Source organism: Vibrio sp. FE10 (assembly GCF_030297155.1).
Classification (GTDB): Bacteria; Pseudomonadota; Gammaproteobacteria; order Enterobacterales; family Vibrionaceae; genus Vibrio; species Vibrio apostichopi.
Map to the genome: position 1 here is coordinate 26,896 of NZ_AP028067.1, position 18,570 is coordinate 45,465.

An 18,570-nucleotide genomic window follows, 5' to 3' on the forward strand; every position below is an offset into this window, starting at 1 on the left:
ACGATGAGTGTCCACACAGATTGATTAGGTTTAGAAAAGCAAAGAGAAGAAGAACTCCCAAGGTTCTTCGAAGTTTGTTTCTACTTTTAAAGTAGAGATAAATTAGCAGTGTCCCGTTCGTCTAGAGGCCTAGGACACCGCCCTTTCACGGCGGTAACAGGGGTTCGACTCCCCTACGGGATACCATTGGGTCGTTAGCTCAGTTGGTAGAGCAGTTGACTTTTAATCAATTGGTCGCAGGTTCGAATCCTGCACGACCCACCATTTCCTCCCAAGGAAATAAAATATGGGGCTATAGCTCAGCTGGGAGAGCGCCTGCCTTGCACGCAGGAGGTCTGCGGTTCGATCCCGCATAGCTCCACCATTCCTTCCATAAGGAATTAAAACTTTTATGGGCGATTAGCTCAGTTGGGAGAGCACCTGCCTTACAAGCAGGGGGTCACTGGTTCGAGCCCGGTATCGCCCACCATCTTTAAGCATTCTCGTAAGAGAGTATTTAAAAATGGGTTTGAAAGTTTAATACTTAAAACTCTTGCTCTTTAACAATTTGGAAAGCTGACTGATTTGATTACTTACGAGTAATTCAATCAAATTTAAAAGTTCTCAATGTTTATCTTTCATTAGATAAACACAACAAACACATTCAAGTGTATTGTATTCGAATCAAATTTATTTGATTCAATTGAGTCCGGCAAACAGTCATTAAGAATTAACCCTTCTTAATGACAACCAAAAACCTTGGTTAGTTGCCATACACTAAGACCCTTTCGGGTTGTATGGTTAAGTGACTAAGCGTACACGGTGGATGCCTTGGCAGTCAGAGGCGATGAAAGACGTAATAACTTGCGATAAGCCCAGATTAGGTAGTAATAACCTTTTGAGTCTGGGATTTCTGAATGGGGAAACCCACGTGCATAAGCACGTATCCTGTTGTGAATACATAGCAACAGGAGGCAAACCGGGGGAACTGAAACATCTAAGTACCCCGAGGAAGAGAAATCAACCGAGATTCCGAAAGTAGCGGCGAGCGAAATTGGATTAGCCCTTAAGCTTTTAATGATGCAGGTGAAGCCTCTGGAAAGTGGCGCAACAAAGGGTGATAGCCCCGTAACCGACACATCATAATCAGTGAAATCGAGTAGGGCGGGACACGTGATATCCTGTCTGAATATGGGGGGACCATCCTCCAAGGCTAAATACTACTGACTGACCGATAGTGAACCAGTACCGTGAGGGAAAGGCGAAAAGAACCCCTGTGAGGGGAGTGAAATAGAACCTGAAACCGTGTACGTACAAGCAGTAGGAGCACCTTCGTGGTGTGACTGCGTACCTTTTGTATAATGGGTCAGCGACTTAATTTTAGTAGCAAGGTTAACCGTTTAGGGGAGCCGTAGGGAAACCGAGTCTTAACTGGGCGTACAGTTGCTAGGATTAGACCCGAAACCAGGTGATCTAGCCATGGGCAGGTTGAAGGTTGAGTAACATCAACTGGAGGACCGAACCGACTAATGTTGAAAAATTAGCGGATGACTTGTGGCTAGGGGTGAAAGGCCAATCAAACCTGGAGATAGCTGGTTCTCCCCGAAAGCTATTTAGGTAGCGCCTCGGACGAATACTACTGGGGGTAGAGCACTGTTAAGGCTAGGGGGTCATCCCGACTTACCAACCCTTTGCAAACTCCGAATACCAGTAAGTACTATCCGGGAGACACACGGCGGGTGCTAACGTCCGTCGTGGAGAGGGAAACAACCCAGACCGCCAGCTAAGGTCCCAAAGTATAGCTAAGTGGGAAACGATGTGGGAAGGCTCAGACAGCCAGGATGTTGGCTTAGAAGCAGCCATCATTTAAAGAAAGCGTAATAGCTCACTGGTCGAGTCGGCCTGCGCGGAAGATGTAACGGGGCTAAGCTATACACCGAAGCTGCGGCTACGTACCTTAGGGTATGTGGGGTAGGGGAGCGTTCTGTAAGCCGTTGAAGGTGGTCTGTAAGGGCTGCTGGAGGTATCAGAAGTGCGAATGCTGACATGAGTAACGATAAAGGGAGTGAAAAACTCCCTCGCCGGAAGACCAAGGGTTCCTGTCCAACGTTAATCGGGGCAGGGTAAGTCGACTCCTAAGGCGAGGCCGAAAGGCGTAGTCGATGGGAAACGGGTTAATATTCCCGTACTTCTTACAATTGCGATGGGGGGACGGAGAAGGCTAGGTGGGCCTGGCGACGGTTGTCCAGGTTCAAGTATGTAGGCGGAAAGTTTAGGTAAATCCGGACTTTCTTAACGCTGAGATACGATGTCGAGCTACTACGGTAGTGAAGTCATTGATGCCATGCTTCCAGGAAAAGCCTCTAAGCTTCAGATTGTAAGGAATCGTACCCCAAACCGACACAGGTGGTCGGGTAGAGAATACCAAGGCGCTTGAGAGAACTCGGGTGAAGGAACTAGGCAAAATGGTACCGTAACTTCGGGAGAAGGTACGCTCTTATCAGTGAAGTCCCTTGCGGATGGAGCAGACGAGAGTCGCAGATACCAGGTGGCTGCAACTGTTTATTAAAAACACAGCACTGTGCAAAATCGTAAGATGACGTATACGGTGTGACGCCTGCCCGGTGCCGGAAGGTTAATTGATGGGGTTAGACTTCGGTCGAAGCTCTTGATCGAAGCCCCGGTAAACGGCGGCCGTAACTATAACGGTCCTAAGGTAGCGAAATTCCTTGTCGGGTAAGTTCCGACCTGCACGAATGGCGTAATGATGGCCACGCTGTCTCCACCCGAGACTCAGTGAAATTGAAATCGCTGTGAAGATGCAGTGTACCCGCGGCTAGACGGAAAGACCCCGTGAACCTTTACTACAGCTTGGCACTGAACATTGAACCTACATGTGTAGGATAGGTGGGAGACTATGAAACCGCGTCGCTAGATGTGGTGGAGTCGTCCTTGAAATACCACCCTTGTAGTTTTGATGTTCTAACGTTGGTCCCTGAATCGGGATTACGGACAGTGCCTGGTGGGTAGTTTGACTGGGGCGGTCTCCTCCCAAAGAGTAACGGAGGAGCACGAAGGTGGGCTAAACACGGTTGGACATCGTGTGGTTAGTGCAATGGCATAAGCCCGCTTGACTGCGAGAATGACAATTCGAGCAGGTGCGAAAGCAGGTCATAGTGATCCGGTGGTTCTGAATGGAAGGGCCATCGCTCAACGGATAAAAGGTACTCCGGGGATAACAGGCTGATACCGCCCAAGAGTTCATATCGACGGCGGTGTTTGGCACCTCGATGTCGGCTCATCACATCCTGGGGCTGAAGTCGGTCCCAAGGGTATGGCTGTTCGCCATTTAAAGTGGTACGCGAGCTGGGTTTAGAACGTCGTGAGACAGTTCGGTCCCTATCTGCCGTGGGCGTTGGAAAATTGAAAGGGGCTGCTCCTAGTACGAGAGGACCGGAGTGGACGAACCTCTGGTGTTCGGGTTGTCATGCCAATGGCATTGCCCGGTAGCTAAGTTCGGAATCGATAACCGCTGAAAGCATCTAAGCGGGAAGCGAGCCTTGAGATGAGTTTTCCCTGGCACTATAAGTGTCCTAAAGGGTTGTCGTAGACTACGACGTTGATAGGCAGGGTGTGTAAGTGCTGCGAGGCATTGAGCTAACCTGTACTAATTGCCCGTGAGGCTTAACCATACAACACCCAAGGGGTTTTGTGGACTCAGATGTACCAGACCTTGAATGCGTTTGAAGAGAAATAACTTTTAGATAAGCTTTCCAGATTATTTTGCCTTCAGTTTTTAAAAAACTGAAAGTAAAAGCAAAATTTGCTTGGCGACCATAGCATTGTGGACCCACCTGATTCCATGCCGAACTCAGAAGTGAAACACAATAGCGCCGATGGTAGTGTGGGGTTTCCCCATGTGAGAGTAGGACATCGCCAGGCTTTAAATATCGTTACTTGCATTCGCAATTAACAACATCATTAGTGTACTAATCTATTGATGACAATTTGTTGGAGGGATGGCTGAGTGGTCGAAAGCACCGGTCTTGAAAACCGGCAACCGTTAATAGCGGTTCTAGGGTTCAAATCCCTATCCCTCCACCACCATTGAAAAGCCCGCTGAGAAATCAGCGGGCTTTTTCATATCTGTTATTTAGAAAAACAAAAAAGAGCACTAACGTGCTCTCTCTATTATTCTCTTAACCAACATATCTAAGGTTAACTAGTCAGGGAGATACTTTCCTTCGGCGACTTGCCAGAATGCTCTAATTAGTGGGTTCTCCAGTTGAGACCGTTTACAACAAACGCCTAGTTCGAACGGTTTTATCGGTTCTATTTTTAAACGATCGACTTTATCTCTCACTGGACTGTTGTTAATGACGACATCAGGAGCGATACCCACTCCACAGCCTAGCGCTACCATACTTACAATCGCCTCATGCCCAGACACCTGTGCGTAAATACTGGGCTTTATCTTCATCTTTTTGAACCATGCATTCGCACGCTCACGAGCAGTACCAGCTTCTGGAATGATAAAAGGCACTTCATTCCAGTTTGGTTTATCTGATTGCAGCTGCTGGCTAAAGCTACTCACGCCAGATGGAATGATCACTGACAGTGGTATATCGCTGATGGTTTCGAATTCTAATCTTGAAGGCAAAATGTCAGGTTTAGCTGAAATAGCGATATCAGCCTCATCATTCAGTATCTTGTCGATGGATTGTGCTGGATCACCGGTAGAGAGCTTAAACTCAATATACGGATGAATAGCCCTGAACTCGGTAATGAGTTCAGGAAGGTGACTGTAGCTTGCTGTTACGGAGCAGAAGATGCGGATCTCACCTTTAAGCTCCTGTTCTCCGCCTTTTAGGTGAAGATTATATTGCTGCCACTCGCCAACGATGATCAATGCCACAGGCAACAGATGTTTCCCTGCTGGTGTGAGGTCAACACTTCGATTATCCCTGATAAGCAGCTCTTGCCCTGTTTCTTCCTCAAGCTTTTGTATCTGACGACTAAGGGCCGAAGGACTAACGTGCATAGCAGCAGCTGTTTTGCTGAAACTTTTACTATCACATAAATGTATAAATAATTGTAGAGATTTTATGTTCATGTTTTGCGATCGTTTCCATGTTGCATTTATTGCAATAACTAATTGTGAATATATCACTTTCAGCAACGGGGTGTCTGTTTTAGTATGAAGTCATTCGATAGAGAGATATCGACCTTACGGACTTATTTTTAAAGGAGTGCCCTACAATGGCTAACTATTTCAATACATTAAACCTTCGTGAGCAACTAGACCAATTAGGTCGCTGCCGTTTCATGGATCGTGAAGAATTTACGACTGAAGCTGAATACCTTGAAGGTAAGAAGATCGTCATTGTTGGCTGTGGTGCTCAAGGCCTAAACCAAGGTCTAAACATGCGTGATTCTGGTCTAGACGTATCTTACGCTCTACGCCAAGCTGCAATTGATGAGAAGCGTCAATCATTCAAGAATGCTGACGAAAATGGCTTTGTAGTTGGTAGCTACGAAACGCTAATTCCTCAAGCAGACCTAGTGATTAACCTTACTCCTGATAAGCAACACACTAATGTTGTTGAGACAGTAATGCCTCTAATGAAAGAAGGCGCTGCTCTTGGTTACTCTCATGGTTTCAACGTTGTTGAAGAAGGCATGCAATTACGTGCTGACCTTACTGTTGTAATGGTTGCACCTAAGTGTCCAGGTTCTGAAGTACGTGAAGAGTATAAACGTGGTTTCGGTGTTCCAACATTGATCGCTGTTCACCCAGAAAATGACCCTAAAGGCGAAGGCTGGGATATCGCTAAAGCTTGGGCTGCTGGTACTGGTGGTCACCGTGCAGGTTGCCTAGAGTCTTCATTCGTAGCTGAAGTTAAATCTGACCTTATGGGTGAGCAAACCATTCTATGCGGCATGCTACAAGCAGGTTCTATCGTATCTTACGAGAAGATGATTGCTGATGGCATCGAACCAGGCTACGCAGGTAAACTTCTACAATACGGTTGGGAAACGATTACTGAAGCACTTAAGTTCGGTGGCGTAACTCACATGATGGACCGTCTATCTAACCCAGCTAAAGTTAAAGCGTTTGAGCTTTCTGAAGAGCTAAAAGATCTAATGCGTCCGCTTTACAACAAGCACATGGATGACATTATTTCGGGTCACTTCTCTAGCACTATGATGGCTGACTGGGCGAACGATGACGTGAACCTACTAGGCTGGCGTGAAGAGACAGGCGAAACAGCATTCGAAAACTACCCAACTTCTGACGTAGAAATCTCAGAGCAAGAGTACTTCGATAACGGTATCCTTATGGTTGCTATGGTTCGTGCGGGTGTTGAGCTAGCATTCGAAGCAATGACAGCATCTGGCATCATCGATGAGTCTGCTTACTACGAGTCTCTACATGAGCTTCCACTAATCGCAAACACAGTTGCTCGTAAGCGTCTTTACGAAATGAACGTTGTAATCTCTGATACAGCTGAGTACGGTAACTACCTATTCGCAAACGTAGCAACACCGCTACTACGTGAGCAGTTCATGCCTTCAGTTGCAACTGACGTAATCGGTCGCGGTCTAGGTGAAACATCTAACCAAGTAGATAACGCGAAGCTAATTGAAGTAAACGAAGCTATCCGTAACCACCCTGTAGAGTACATTGGTGAAGAGCTACGTAGCTACATGAGCGACATGAAGCGTATCGCTGTAGGCGGTTAATTAGTCGCTTAGATACTGATAAATTTGCATAAAAAGCAAAGCAGTATCACTAGCTCCTTACAGGTTGGAGCTTTAATTAAGCAATACAAAATCTAATAAAAAGGCTTGGTCGCCGTTGACCAAGCCTTTTTGCTTTTAGGCGCAAAGTTTCAAATCAGTAGAACGGACATTGCTTGATAGGTCTTAGACGTCGAATTTCAGTTCTTGATTAAGCCTTAGAAATACAAAAGGGTTGGTGTTTTCACACCAACCCTTTCAGTTTTCTTGCTTTGTGGCTTACTTGTCAGCAATCTTTGCTTCTAAATCCGCTAGCTTCTGTTCCATCTCTGTCAGTTTCTGACGAGTGCGTAGAAGTACTTGTGTTTGAACATCAAACTCTTCACGGCTCACAACGTCTAACTTGTTTAGTTGGCCTTGGATAACTTGGCGAACTTTTTGATCTACATCTGAACCAAGCTCTTTGACTGGTTGAGGCATAGAGTCGTGGATCTGCTTAGCAATCTGTTCTAGTTTTTTTGGATCAAACATATCAATTAAAACTCCTGAATATTTCCTACCATTCTATTTAATCACACCGAAGAAGTCGCCTCTGGCGTATAAAAAAAGGCCACCGAAGTAGCCTTTTTAATTGTTAACACGACTTAGAGATTACTTATTATCAGCTAATTCTCTGTGAGCCGCTTTTGCTTCATCGACGCGAGCTAGTTTTTCTAGGTCTTTGTCTTCAACAAATATAGGTAGAGGTTTGTGCTTCTCTGCTAGGTAGCTGTAGATTACTGGCAGTACAAACAAGGTAAACAATGTACCGATTGCTAGACCAGCAACGATTACAATACCGATACTGAAACGTTGAGCCGCACCTGCGCCCGTTGCATACATTAGTGGGATTAGACCCGCAATCATCGCAGCAGTAGTCATTAGGATTGGACGAAGACGAACCTTCGCAGCTTCCATAACGGCTTCAATACGCGTCTTGCCATTGTGCAGTTGCTCTTCTTTTGCTACTTCACAGATTAAGATACCGTGTTTGGTAATCAAGCCGACCAAGGTTATGAGACCTACTTGTGAGTAGATGTTCATGGTCGCCGCGCCCCAAGCCAAGGCAATAAGTGCCCCACAGATAGCAAGTGGTACAGATACCATGATAACCAATGGATCTTTTAGAGATTCAAATTGAATCGCTAGAACCAAGAAGATAATAGCCAGAGCCAAACCAAAGGTCGCGTATAGTGCGCTGCCTTCTGTTACGTACTGACGAGCTTCACCCATGTAGTCATGGTTGTAACCGCTTGGTAGCTTGGTTGCTGCAATGTCTTCAAACCAATTGATCGCATCACCCATGGCTGCGCCAGGAGCTGGTACTGCACCAATCGTTGCTGAGTTTAATTGGTTGAAGTGAGGAAGAGAACGAGGCTCTGCCACAACATCAATCGTAATTAAACTGCCTAGAGGAATTGCTTTACCATCTGCGCCACGAACATAGTAGTTGTTCATTGATTCAGGGTTTAGACGGAACTTACGTTCAACTTGAGGGATAACCTCGTAAGAACGACCATTCAAGTCGATACGGTTTACGTAACCATCAGACATCATAGTACCTAGAGTGATACCAATGTCTTGCATCGTCACGCCGTAAGCGCCCGCTTTGTCTTTGTCGATATGGATCTTCATCGTTGCTGAGTCGTAGTTCAAATCAAGATCTGAATAAACGAACAGCGGGTTAGTAGATACTTCGGCTAAGATCTCTGTCGTGATTTGGAATAGGCTCTCGAAGCTGTTCGGTGTTGTAATAACAAACTGAACAGGAAGGCCTGAACCTGCGCCTGGAAGTTCTGGCATTTGGAAGGCTGTTACGGCCATACCAGGAACATCTTTCACCAAGTTACCAACACGGTTTGCTACTTCAGACTGGCTTGCTTCACGCTCACTCCATGGAACCATTGATGCAATACCAAAGGCTTGGTTTGCATTAGGAACACCAGTAAACACCTGCGCATACGCGACTTCTGGCTGATCAGACAGAAGGCTATTTACGTCATTCATGGTGTTTTGCATGTAGTCTAAGTTCGCATTCGAAGGTGCTGTACCCATCAGCATGATTACACCTTTATCTTCCGAAGGTGCTAACTCACTAGGGATGAACTTGAATAACAGTGGCAAACTTGCAAATACGATGATAGCGAAGCCAATGAAGACTGGACGATGCTGCATTACCGCGCCAAGCATACGCTCGTAGCGATTGGTCATGCCGTCTAGTACGCTATGTACCTTCTTCTCAAACTTGCTTGGCTCGGCGTGAGCTTTGAGCATTTTTGAACACATCATTGGCGATAACGTTAACGCCACAATACCCGATACAAAAACAGCACCAGCCAGGGTTAGTGCAAACTCTTTAAACAATGAGCCTGTGATACCACCCATCATTGCGATAGGAGCGTATACCGCACCTAGCGTTAGTGTCATTGCGATAACGGGTACTGCAATTTCACGAGTACCGATGATGGCTGCTCGGAAAGGTGACTCCCCTAATTTTATATGCCGGTCGACGTTTTCCAATACAACGATGGCATCATCAACTACTAAGCCGATAGCCAGTACCATTGCCAGTAGCGTCATTAGGTTCCAAGAGAAACCCATCGCCTGCATTACCATAGCCACACCAATTAGAGATAGTGGGATAGTAACGATCGGGATAAGAACCGCACGGAATGAACCTAAGAACAAAGTAATTACGACCAGTACAATTAATGCCGCTTCAAGAATGGTTTTAATAACCTCTTGAATGGATTCATTAATCGCAATAGTCGAGTCATACATGATATTCATCGAGATGTTACTTGGAAGGTTCTTCTCTAATTGAGGAAGAAGCTCAAGAACATCAGCGGCAATGTTGATAGGGTTCGCACTTGGTGCCGCGTTAATTGCTGCAACAACCGCTTCCTTACCGTTTGCACTCGCTCGGTAAATATCGTGGCTTTTCTCTAAAGAAACCTTAGCGATGTCAGACAGGCGAATAATTTCACCTTCACCACTTTTAACGACCAAGTTCTCTAGCTCTTCAGTGTTTGATACTTGCGTATCGGCACTGCCGTTATAAAGAACGAATTCGCCGGTAGCTTGACCTGTCGCTGATTGGTAGTTGTTAGCATCCAATACCGACATAACATCAGTCGCGGTTAAGTTAACAGCTGCCATTTTTGACGGATCTAGCCATACGCGCAGTGCGTATTTCATACCACCATAAAGGTCGACTTTAGATACACCATTCACCGTAAATAGCTGCGGGTTGATTACACGCTCTAGATAATCGGTAATTTGGCTTGATACGAGCTCATCACTGGTAAAGCCAATATAAAGTACCGCGGTCGTTGAACCGGTCGACATGGTTACGGTTGGATCTTCGGCTTCTTTTGGAAGCTGAGAACGCACCGAGTTTGTCTTGGCCAGTATGTCAGACAGCGCCGCATTCGGGTCGGTGTTCAACTTCATGTTAACTGTGATAGTTGAACTACCCAGTACCGAAGATGAAGTCATATAGTCGATATTATCCGCTTGAGCCACAGCCTGTTCGAGGGGCTGGGTTATAAAGCCTTGGATAAGATCGGCACTTGCACCGTAGTAACTCGTTGTTACGGTTACCACGGTATTCGTCATTTCAGGGTATTCACGCACCTGCATTTTGAAGATTGCTTGTAGACCAAGCAGCGCAATCAAAAAGCTGATGGATACCGCTAGAACTGGACGTTTAATAAAAACATCAGTAAAGCGCATTATGCCTCCAGTTACAGCTTAGGTGTTTCAGATGGTGGCGTGATCGCATCACTTTCCACAACCTTAACTTTGGCACCGTTACTTAGACGAACTTGGCCAGAAGTTACAACCGTATCGCCCGCTTTAACACCCTCAAGGATGTGAGCAATATCAGCGGTACGTTCACCTACTTTTACAACATGTTGAGCAACACGTTGAACACCGTCTTCTTCCGTTAGGATGTAAACATTGTCACCGTATAGTGTGAAGGTGATTGCTGTTTGAGGTAGTGTTACTTGGTTCTCTAGCTTAGGCAGAATGATGTTGGCACGCGCGAACATACCGCTACGAAGCTTGCCATCATTGTTTGGAATGTCTGCTTGAACTTGGATCAAACCACTTTGGATACTTACTGCCGGTTCGATTGCGCTGATAGAACCTTCGAAAGGCGTCTCAGGGTAAGCGTCAACGAAGATATCGATAGCTTGACCGACATTAATGCGTGAGATGTCTGTTTGAGAAACCGTAAAGCGCAGGCGCATAACACTGGTATCTTCTAAACGAACGATATCAGTACCTGACTGCAGGTATTGACCTAGATACACATTACGGATACCGACTTTACCATCGAATGGTGCGCGGATTTCACGACGTTCGATCGACGCTTTCAGGCTTTCAATATCAGCCGATAGAGAGAAGTAGTTCGCTTCTGCTTCATCGTATGCTTCTTTAGAGATAGAGCCTTTCTTGAATAGACCTTGGTAACGCTTGTACTTTGCTTTTGCAGCAGGTAAACGCGCTTCCGAACTTTTCAGGTTCGCTTTCTCAACATCTGAATCTAAACGAACAAGTTGCTGGCCGTTTTTAACGTCAGTGCCTGATTCGAAAGAGATTTGATCAATAACGCCGCTGGTTTCGTTAGCCAGTGTTACACCTTGGTTTGGTTCGATGAAACCAATCGCTTCAATCACTGGAATCCAGTCGATCGGCTGAACTTCAGTCACTGTTACCGGAAACTCTGGCTCAGGACGGTTTGCCATGTACTCAGCAATTTTTTGTTGTTTGAACATGTTGAACCCGATAACGCTGCCGAAAAGCAGTACAGCGATGAGTAACATGAAGAAAGTCCACTTTTTCATTATGGTCAAAACTCCGATCTAGTGTGTAATTATTGCGTCCCAACTGGCTTCAATGGCTGCTTCTAATGCGGCCTCATCCATTTGGTAAAAACCTAAAGAGTGCTTGCGTGCAAGTGACACGCTAGCGGCTAAACTTAAACCACTTAAAATTTCATTATTGAGTGGTTTAAAAATTCCTTGCTCTTTACCCTCGTTAAACAGTAGCTCAACTTGGGCAAACATTTTTCTTTCAAGTTCCCTAAATGCCATGCTATTTATTGCAGGTAGAGAATCGTACTGAACCCTGTTTTTGATTGCTGCAGGGTTCGTGCCCGCTAGGTTCCATATGTTTAACCACATAGTTCTATAACGTAGCTTTATTGAATCTGAATCATTAACACCATTTTGAACAGCGTCCGCGACTCTTTGAGTTACCTGAATGCGAACATCTTCAATTAAATGGTCTTTATCATCGAAATATCGATAAATAGTACCGGCAGCCACACCTGCTTCTTTGGCCAGTTTTTGCATTGATAAGCCTTGAAAGCCTACCTCGGCAATTAACTTTTCCGCAGCAGAGAGTATCTGTAAACGTTTATCTTGAGATGTATTATTGGTCATAGACTAATCACTAGTGAATGAACGTTCATTCATTATAGCCTGAATTACGTACATTTGTGCAACAGAGTTTTGCATAAATAGAGTAAAATTCTTGTGTAAGAGAGCATAGCATTCGTACCGTTGCACCATTATTATAGGCGCGCGTGAACAAATAGACCTTTTAACCATGTTGAGAAAGTAATGAAACTGAACCCAAGACAAGATGAAGCTGTGAAATACGTCTCTGGTCCTTGCCTCGTTTTAGCGGGCGCAGGCTCAGGTAAAACACGTGTAATCACCAATAAAATCGCTTATTTGGTTCAGGAATGTGGTTATAAAGCTCGTAACATTGCTGCGGTAACTTTTACTAATAAAGCGGCACGTGAAATGAAAGAGCGTGTTGGACAAACTTTAGGGAAAGGCGAGTCGAAAGGACTTATTGTTTCGACCTTCCATACCATGGGCCTTACGATCATCCGTCGTGAGTACAAAGCGCTTGGCTTAAAAGCGGGTTTTTCTCTATTTGATGATCAAGACCAGTTAGCTTTATTAAAAGAACTAACCGAGAAACAAATCGATGGTGATAAGGATTTGTTACGTGCATTGATGAGCACTATTTCAAATTGGAAAAATGACATGCTCACGCCAGATCAGGCGAAAGCACGTGCTCAAGGTGAACAAGAGCAGTTATTTGCATTCTGTTTTGAGATGTATCAAAAACAAATGAAGGCTTATAACGCATTAGACTTCGATGATTTGATCGCAATGCCTGTTTTGCTATTGAAAACCAATCAAGAAGTTCGTGAGCGTTGGCAGTCACGCATTCGTTACCTATTGGTCGATGAGTATCAAGATACCAACACCAGTCAATATGAATTGGTTCGCTTGCTTGTCGGTGAACGCGGTCGTTTGACCGTTGTTGGCGATGATGACCAATCTATCTATTCATGGCGTGGTGCGAAACCACAAAACTTGGTGTTACTTGGCGAAGATTACCCAAATCTACGCCTGATTAAGCTTGAGCAAAACTACCGCTCAACCAGTCGTATCTTGCGTGCGGCGAACATCTTGATCGCCAATAACCCGCACGTTTACGAGAAGTCGCTGTTCTCTGAGATCCCTGATGGCGAAAAGCTCAAAGTACTTAACGCCAAGAATGAAGAGCACGAAGCCGAACGTATTACTGGCGAAATCATTGCGCATAAATTTTTGAATCGCACTGAATACAAAGATTATGCGGTGCTTTATCGAGGCAACCACCAGTCTCGATTGATTGAAAAAGCGCTGATGCAAAACCGTGTGCCTTACAAGATCTCTGGCGGTACCTCTTTCTTCGCTAGAGCTGAGATAAAAGACATCATGGCTTACCTGCGAGTATTGGTGAATCCGGATGATGACAATGCCTTCCTACGTATTGTGAACACCCCACGTCGCGAGATTGGCCCTGTTACACTAGAGAAGCTGGGCAGTTACGCCAATATGCGAGGCAAAAGCCTATTTGAAGCCAGCTTCGAAATGGGGTTAGAACAGACATTGACCGGCCGTGGTCTAGAAAATCTGCGACGTTTTTCTGATTGGATTGTTCGTATCTCCGATAATGCTGAGCGTGGAAACACCGTTGAAGCGGTAAGATCCTTGGTTCGTGACATCAATTATGAAGACTGGCTCTACGAAACCTCTCCAAGCCCGAAAGCCGCAGAGATGCGAATGAAGAACGTGTCTGATCTCTATAGTTGGATTGTTGCCGATCTAGAAGGCGATAATTACGATAAAGAAGAGAAGACACTTCGCGAAGTGGTTCAACGTTTAACCCTGCGTGACATGATGGAACGTGGTGAAGATAACGACGATGCAGACCAAGTTCAATTAATGACGCTGCATGCTTCGAAAGGCCTAGAGTTTCCTTATGTATTCTTGATGGGGGCAGAAGAGGGCATTCTTCCACACCAAACCAGTGTTGATGAAGGTAATGTAGAAGAAGAACGTCGTCTTATGTATGTAGGCATTACTCGAGCGCAAAAAGAGCTGACTTTCACTAAGTGTCGTGAGCGTAGACAGTACGGTGAGTTGATCAAGCCGACACAAAGCCGCTTCCTAGATGAATTGCCTCATGAGGATGTGGAGTGGGAATCGGTGAAAAAGCCGCAGTCGGCTGAAGAGAGAATGGAAAAAGGTCAGGCACACATTGCGAATATTCGTGCGATGTTTAATAAGAAGTAATAGACAGAGTTTCAGGTAATAAAAAAGGTGACCTCATGGTCACCTTTTTTATATATCAATCTGTTTTGGCTTACAGGCCAGCAATCATGTGCTCGATAGCATCTTTGATTTCATCGTCAGAACAGTCCATACATGAACCTTTAGCAGGCATTGCATTGAAACCGTTGATTGCGTGATCTGCTAGGATGTCTCGGCCTTGTGCAATTCGTGGAGCCCAATCACCCGCATCACCAGTTTTTGGCGCACCGCTCACACCTGATGCGTGACAAGCAATACAGAAGGTTCCGTAAACTGCTGCGCCATCACGAGGGCCTGTTGGTTCAGCAACGACTGGCTCACTACCGATTAGGTATACTTGACCAACTGGTTTGATGCGCTCAGCAATAAGATCTTGCTCCGCTTCACTTAGGCCTGAAGCCATAACGCCAGTAGAAAAGGTTAAAGCTGCGATAACAACAGTTAAAATTCGACGAGACATATCCATTAAACTCACTTTACATTCCCAAGGTAAGTACGTGCTTACCAATTTATAGTGTTAGAGGGGTGTGTTGATTTAAGTTGCAAAAAGCGACTGTTAAATCAATGTAAATAATGGGTGATTATATCCTGATAAGTTGTTGCAATAAACAACAACTTATAAGCTCCAGAGGGTTGTAGTACTCAAATAAGGGGTTTATCACATATTAACTGTCGAAAAAGAGACCAAACAGAAAAAAAAGTTAAAAAAGTACTAGACGACCTTAGGTGATATACGTATTATTCCACTCCGCCGACAGGGCATGCGCCTGTAGCTCAGCTGGATAGAGCGTTGGCCTCCGGAGCCAAAGGCCGAAGGTTCGAATCCTTTCAGGCGCGCCATCCGGTCTCTTACTTCGGTAAGTGAGAATTGGCAAAAAAGAAACAATGGTGGCTATAGCTCAGTTGGTAGAGCCCTGGATTGTGATTCCGGTGGTCGCGAGTTCGAATCTCGTTAGCCACCCCATTCTTTCTTTACAAAATAACGGTAGCTTCGGCTTCCAGTGTTGACTCATTATTCCCAGAGTCGAGACGAAATTAGTCGGTGAATAGCGCAGCTTGGTAGCGCATCTGGTTTGGGACCAGAGGGTCGGGGGTTCGAATCCCTCTTCACCGACCACTATTTCAATAATCGCTTGATAGCGGTTATATAAAAAATTAGTGGTGGCTATAGCTCAGTTGGTAGAGCCCTGGATTGTGATTCCGGTGGTCGCGAGTTCGAATCTCGTTAGCCACCCCATTAATTTTGGTAGCTTCTTTGAAGTTCCCTGTTTGAGAAATCAAACGAAACGTCTCGGTGAATAGCGCAGCTTGGTAGCGCATCTGGTTTGGGACCAGAGGGTCGGGGGTTCGAATCCCTCTTCACCGACCACCTTAAGAAGCCTCGTCAGAAATGACGGGGCTTTTTTGCATCTGGAGTTTCGAGAGTTTGGGACCAGAAGGCTGGTGCGCCAGCCCAGTGGATCGCCAATCCGCAGGAAGCCCTGCCGCGCCGAATCCCTCTTAACCGATCGCTTAAGAAGCCTCAACTAGCCGTCCGCGTCAGAAATAAAGAGGCTTTTTTACATCTATCGTATCGGAAACTCTTCAATTGTTGATTTTAAGTGCTGGGAACTCGCTCATTCCGATATCTTGCGTAGCACCACTTCACTCCAGCGCTCTCTATATAAAACACCCACCATCGATTTTCTAGATTTTCACGCCTTAATTGAGATCAATGCTTTATGAAATGTGCAGATCTATATCTAATTTTATATAAATAAATCACTCAATTATTCGACAGGTTAATGAGTTTGGTCTAAAGACTTTTATGAAAAGTGAAAACTGACCCCAAATTTGCTCACTAAGGCCTGTATTTAACAACTTTCTTTACACCCAGTTGCTCAAAGTCTTCTCTAATTTATTAAACCTTTCGTTTTTCTTGTTTGTATTTGCTGAAGCAATAGGAGAGGTGGAATGTATGGCTAAATGAGATCTATCTGGTTGTTTTATTTGCTTAAATTAATAAAGTTAGCGTTTGTTTCTATAGTGTTAATTGTTTTTTGGAATAATTATTTGTTTTTAGTGACTGACAGTGAGATCTGCTTTGAACCATAAGTTTAACTCTACAAGTAAGTAGTAGTAAGGGATTTGTGAGTGTTTATTACCAACAATATGATGTTGTTTTTTCTTACTATATGCTATCTACGTGAATACTTATGTGGTACTTTTGCTTGCTAAGCGTTTAATGTCGACTTTTTATCCTATTTTTGTTGCTTTTCTGTGAATTATTTGCCAAATTGTCAACCGTATAAAATATCAGAACAATATTCTGGTAAGAATGGATTCAATTTTGCAGACAGGGCAGAGAGCTGCCAAAGCAGTAGAGGTCTGGTAATGTCACTTTTAGAAGTAAAAAATCTTCGTATCGAATACCCATCACGTCATGGTGTACACGCTGCAGTAAAGTCACTGTCGTTTAGCATTGAACGCGGCGAGATTGTCGGTGTTGTTGGTGAATCTGGCGCTGGTAAATCAACAGTAGGTAATGCTGTGATTGATTTGCTAAGCCCTCCCGGTCGTATTGCGAGCGGTGAAGTGTTCCTTGATGGTGAAAAAGTATCGGGTTTATCTCCGGAAGAGATGCGTAAAGTTCGCGGCTCTAAGATTGGATTTATCTTTCAAGATCCAATGACTTCTCTTAATCCTCTATTTACCGTAGAACAGCAATTAAAAGAAACCATCCATGCCAATATGAAGGTATCGGATGCAGAAGCTTATCAGCGTTCATTAGACTTAATGAACCAAGTGGGTATCCCACAACCTGAAAACCGCCTTAAACAGTATCCGCACCAATTCTCTGGTGGTATGCGTCAGCGTGTGGTTATCGCGATTGCATTGGCAGGCGAACCTGACCTGATCATCGCCGATGAACCAACAACGGCTCTAGACGTATCTATCCAAGACCAAATCTTAGGCCTGATTCGCGATCTATGTATTAAGAAAAACGTAGGTTGTATGTTGGTAACCCACGATATGGGTGTTGTGTCTAACGTGACTGACCGTGTTGCGGTTATGTATCGTGGTGATCTGGTTGAATTCGGCCCAACGAAACAAGTATTGGGTACACCTGAACACCCATACACGCACAGCTTGATTTCAGCCGTTCCTCGCTCAGACCGTAAACTCGACCGTTTCCCTCTTGTTAGCTACATCGAAGAAGCACACGAGATGGAAACCTTAGATGTAAAAAATCACTGGTTAGGTCAAAGCCAAGATCATCGTGAATACACAGGTCCGCTACTGAACGTAGAAAACGTTAACCTACGATTCACGACAAAAGATTCTTTCTTCGAAAGCCGTCGCGAGTATGTGCAAGCTTCAAACAACGTAAGCTTTGAAGTGCATGAAGGTGAAACCTTTGGTCTAGTGGGTGAGTCGGGTTCTGGTAAATCAACCATTGCACGTGTCATCGCAGGCCTATACGCACCTAACTCAGGCAAAGTAACCTTTGAAGGTGTCGATCTTACTGGCCTTAAATCTGAAAAAGAACGTCGCCCAATGCGTCGTCAAATGCAGATGGTTTTCCAAAACCCGTATACGTCAATGAACCCGCGTATGAAGATTTTTGACATCATCGCAGAGCCTATTCGTTTCCATAAACTGACTCGCAACGAGAACGAAACTCGTCAGATTGTTCATGACTTATTGGATCATGTTGGCCTTGGACAAATGGCAGGGGTTAAATACCCGCATGAATTCTCAGGTGGTCAGCGTCAGCGTATTTCTATCGCTCGTGCTTTGGCAACGCGACCTCGCCTATTGATTTGTGATGAACCAACATCGGCGTTAGATGTATCGGTACAAGCGCAGATCCTAAACCTATTAAAAGATCTACAAGACGAACTCAACCTAACCATGCTGTTCATCAGTCATGATTTACCGGTTATTCGTCAGATGTGTGATCGTGTTGGTGTGATGCAGATGGGTACGCTACTGGAAGTGGCGCCAACTGAGCAGCTATTTAACTCTCCACAGCATGAATATAGCCAACACCTAATTTCTTTAATGCCTGAATTTACAGGCTTACGAGAAGAAAAAGCAGTGGCACAAGCCGCAATATAAATTTCAGCAGGTTAGAGGCTTAGCCTGCCTGAAATACAAT

9 protein-coding genes, 10 tRNA genes and 2 rRNA genes are annotated in these 18,570 nt (G+C 44.9%); 15 read left to right on the plus strand and 6 right to left on the minus strand.

Annotation, left to right across the window (positions count from 1 at the left end; translation table 11 throughout):
• Positions 1–110 precede the first annotated feature (110 nt).
• The 7 genes from QUF19_RS00110 to QUF19_RS00140 all read left to right on the plus strand — a co-directional run bounded on the left by QUF19_RS00110 (position 111) and on the right by QUF19_RS00140 (position 4,083).
• Positions 111–186 (plus strand) — tRNA-Glu (locus QUF19_RS00110).
• A gap of 2 nt (positions 187–188) precedes the next feature.
• Positions 189–264: transfer RNA gene (locus QUF19_RS00115), tRNA-Lys, on the plus strand.
• 24 nt (positions 265–288) lie between these two features.
• Positions 289–364, plus strand: a tRNA-Ala gene (locus QUF19_RS00120).
• 29 nt (positions 365–393) lie between these two features.
• Positions 394–469: transfer RNA gene (locus QUF19_RS00125), tRNA-Val, on the plus strand.
• Positions 470–778: 309 nt separating this feature from the next.
• Positions 779–3,671 (plus strand): 23S ribosomal RNA (locus QUF19_RS00130).
• 134 nt (positions 3,672–3,805) lie between these two features.
• Positions 3,806–3,921: ribosomal RNA gene (gene rrf / locus QUF19_RS00135) — 5S ribosomal RNA — on the plus strand.
• A gap of 71 nt (positions 3,922–3,992) precedes the next feature.
• Positions 3,993–4,083: transfer RNA gene (locus tag QUF19_RS00140), tRNA-Ser, on the plus strand.
• Between the two features lie 118 nt (positions 4,084–4,201).
• On the opposite strand, the gene ilvY is transcribed toward QUF19_RS00140, so the two are convergent.
• Positions 4,202–5,092, minus strand: a complete 891-nt coding sequence (gene ilvY, locus QUF19_RS00145; RefSeq protein WP_286295267.1) for an HTH-type transcriptional activator IlvY — start codon at positions 5,090–5,092, stop codon at positions 4,202–4,204.
• Positions 5,093–5,238: 146 nt separating this feature from the next.
• On the opposite strand from ilvY, the gene ilvC reads away from it, so the two are divergent.
• Positions 5,239–6,723, plus strand: a complete 1,485-nt coding sequence (gene ilvC, locus QUF19_RS00150) for a ketol-acid reductoisomerase (protein WP_017105790.1) — start codon at positions 5,239–5,241, stop codon at positions 6,721–6,723.
• A 276-nt stretch (positions 6,724–6,999) separates the two neighbouring features.
• On the opposite strand, the gene ubiK is transcribed toward ilvC, so the two are convergent.
• The 4 genes from ubiK to QUF19_RS00170 form a co-directional block, all read right to left on the minus strand.
• Complete coding sequence (gene ubiK / locus QUF19_RS00155; RefSeq protein ID WP_009848085.1) at positions 7,000–7,251, minus strand: ubiquinone biosynthesis accessory factor UbiK; 252 nt, start codon at positions 7,249–7,251, stop codon at positions 7,000–7,002.
• A 120-nt stretch (positions 7,252–7,371) separates the two neighbouring features.
• Positions 7,372–10,494 carry a multidrug efflux RND transporter permease subunit gene (locus QUF19_RS00160; RefSeq protein WP_286295270.1) on the minus strand — a complete coding sequence of 1,041 codons (3,123 nt, stop codon included), beginning with the start codon at positions 10,492–10,494 and terminating at the stop codon, positions 7,372–7,374.
• A gap of 11 nt (positions 10,495–10,505) precedes the next feature.
• On the minus strand, positions 10,506–11,612 hold the full coding sequence (locus QUF19_RS00165; protein ID WP_192889684.1) for an efflux RND transporter periplasmic adaptor subunit: 1,107 nt from the start codon (positions 11,610–11,612) through the stop codon (positions 10,506–10,508).
• A gap of 18 nt (positions 11,613–11,630) precedes the next feature.
• On the minus strand, positions 11,631–12,212 hold the full coding sequence (locus QUF19_RS00170; protein ID WP_102437824.1) for a TetR/AcrR family transcriptional regulator: 582 nt from the start codon (positions 12,210–12,212) through the stop codon (positions 11,631–11,633).
• A 180-nt stretch (positions 12,213–12,392) separates the two neighbouring features.
• Between QUF19_RS00170 and rep the strand changes: the two genes are divergently transcribed.
• Positions 12,393–14,411 (plus strand): DNA helicase Rep, encoded by a 2,019-nt coding sequence (gene rep, locus QUF19_RS00175; RefSeq protein ID WP_017112130.1) that lies wholly within the window; start codon positions 12,393–12,395, stop codon positions 14,409–14,411.
• Positions 14,412–14,481: 70 nt separating this feature from the next.
• On the opposite strand, the gene QUF19_RS00180 is transcribed toward rep, so the two are convergent.
• Complete coding sequence (locus QUF19_RS00180) at positions 14,482–14,895, minus strand: c-type cytochrome (RefSeq protein WP_286295271.1); 414 nt, start codon at positions 14,893–14,895, stop codon at positions 14,482–14,484.
• A gap of 297 nt (positions 14,896–15,192) precedes the next feature.
• On the opposite strand from QUF19_RS00180, the gene QUF19_RS00185 reads away from it, so the two are divergent.
• The 6 genes from QUF19_RS00185 (at position 15,193) to QUF19_RS00210 (ending at position 18,530) form a co-directional block, all read left to right on the plus strand.
• A tRNA-Arg gene (locus QUF19_RS00185) sits at positions 15,193–15,269 on the plus strand.
• Positions 15,270–15,317: 48 nt separating this feature from the next.
• Positions 15,318–15,393, plus strand: a tRNA-His gene (locus QUF19_RS00190).
• Between the two features lie 76 nt (positions 15,394–15,469).
• Positions 15,470–15,546: transfer RNA gene (locus tag QUF19_RS00195), tRNA-Pro, on the plus strand.
• A gap of 44 nt (positions 15,547–15,590) precedes the next feature.
• Positions 15,591–15,666, plus strand: a tRNA-His gene (locus QUF19_RS00200).
• Between the two features lie 55 nt (positions 15,667–15,721).
• Positions 15,722–15,798 (plus strand) — tRNA-Pro (locus tag QUF19_RS00205).
• 1,004 nt (positions 15,799–16,802) lie between these two features.
• The gene (locus tag QUF19_RS00210) at positions 16,803–18,530 is read left to right on the plus strand and encodes a dipeptide ABC transporter ATP-binding protein (RefSeq protein WP_286295272.1); all 1,728 of its coding nucleotides are present in this window, start codon (positions 16,803–16,805) and stop codon (positions 18,528–18,530) included.
• Positions 18,531–18,570 lie beyond the last annotated feature (40 nt).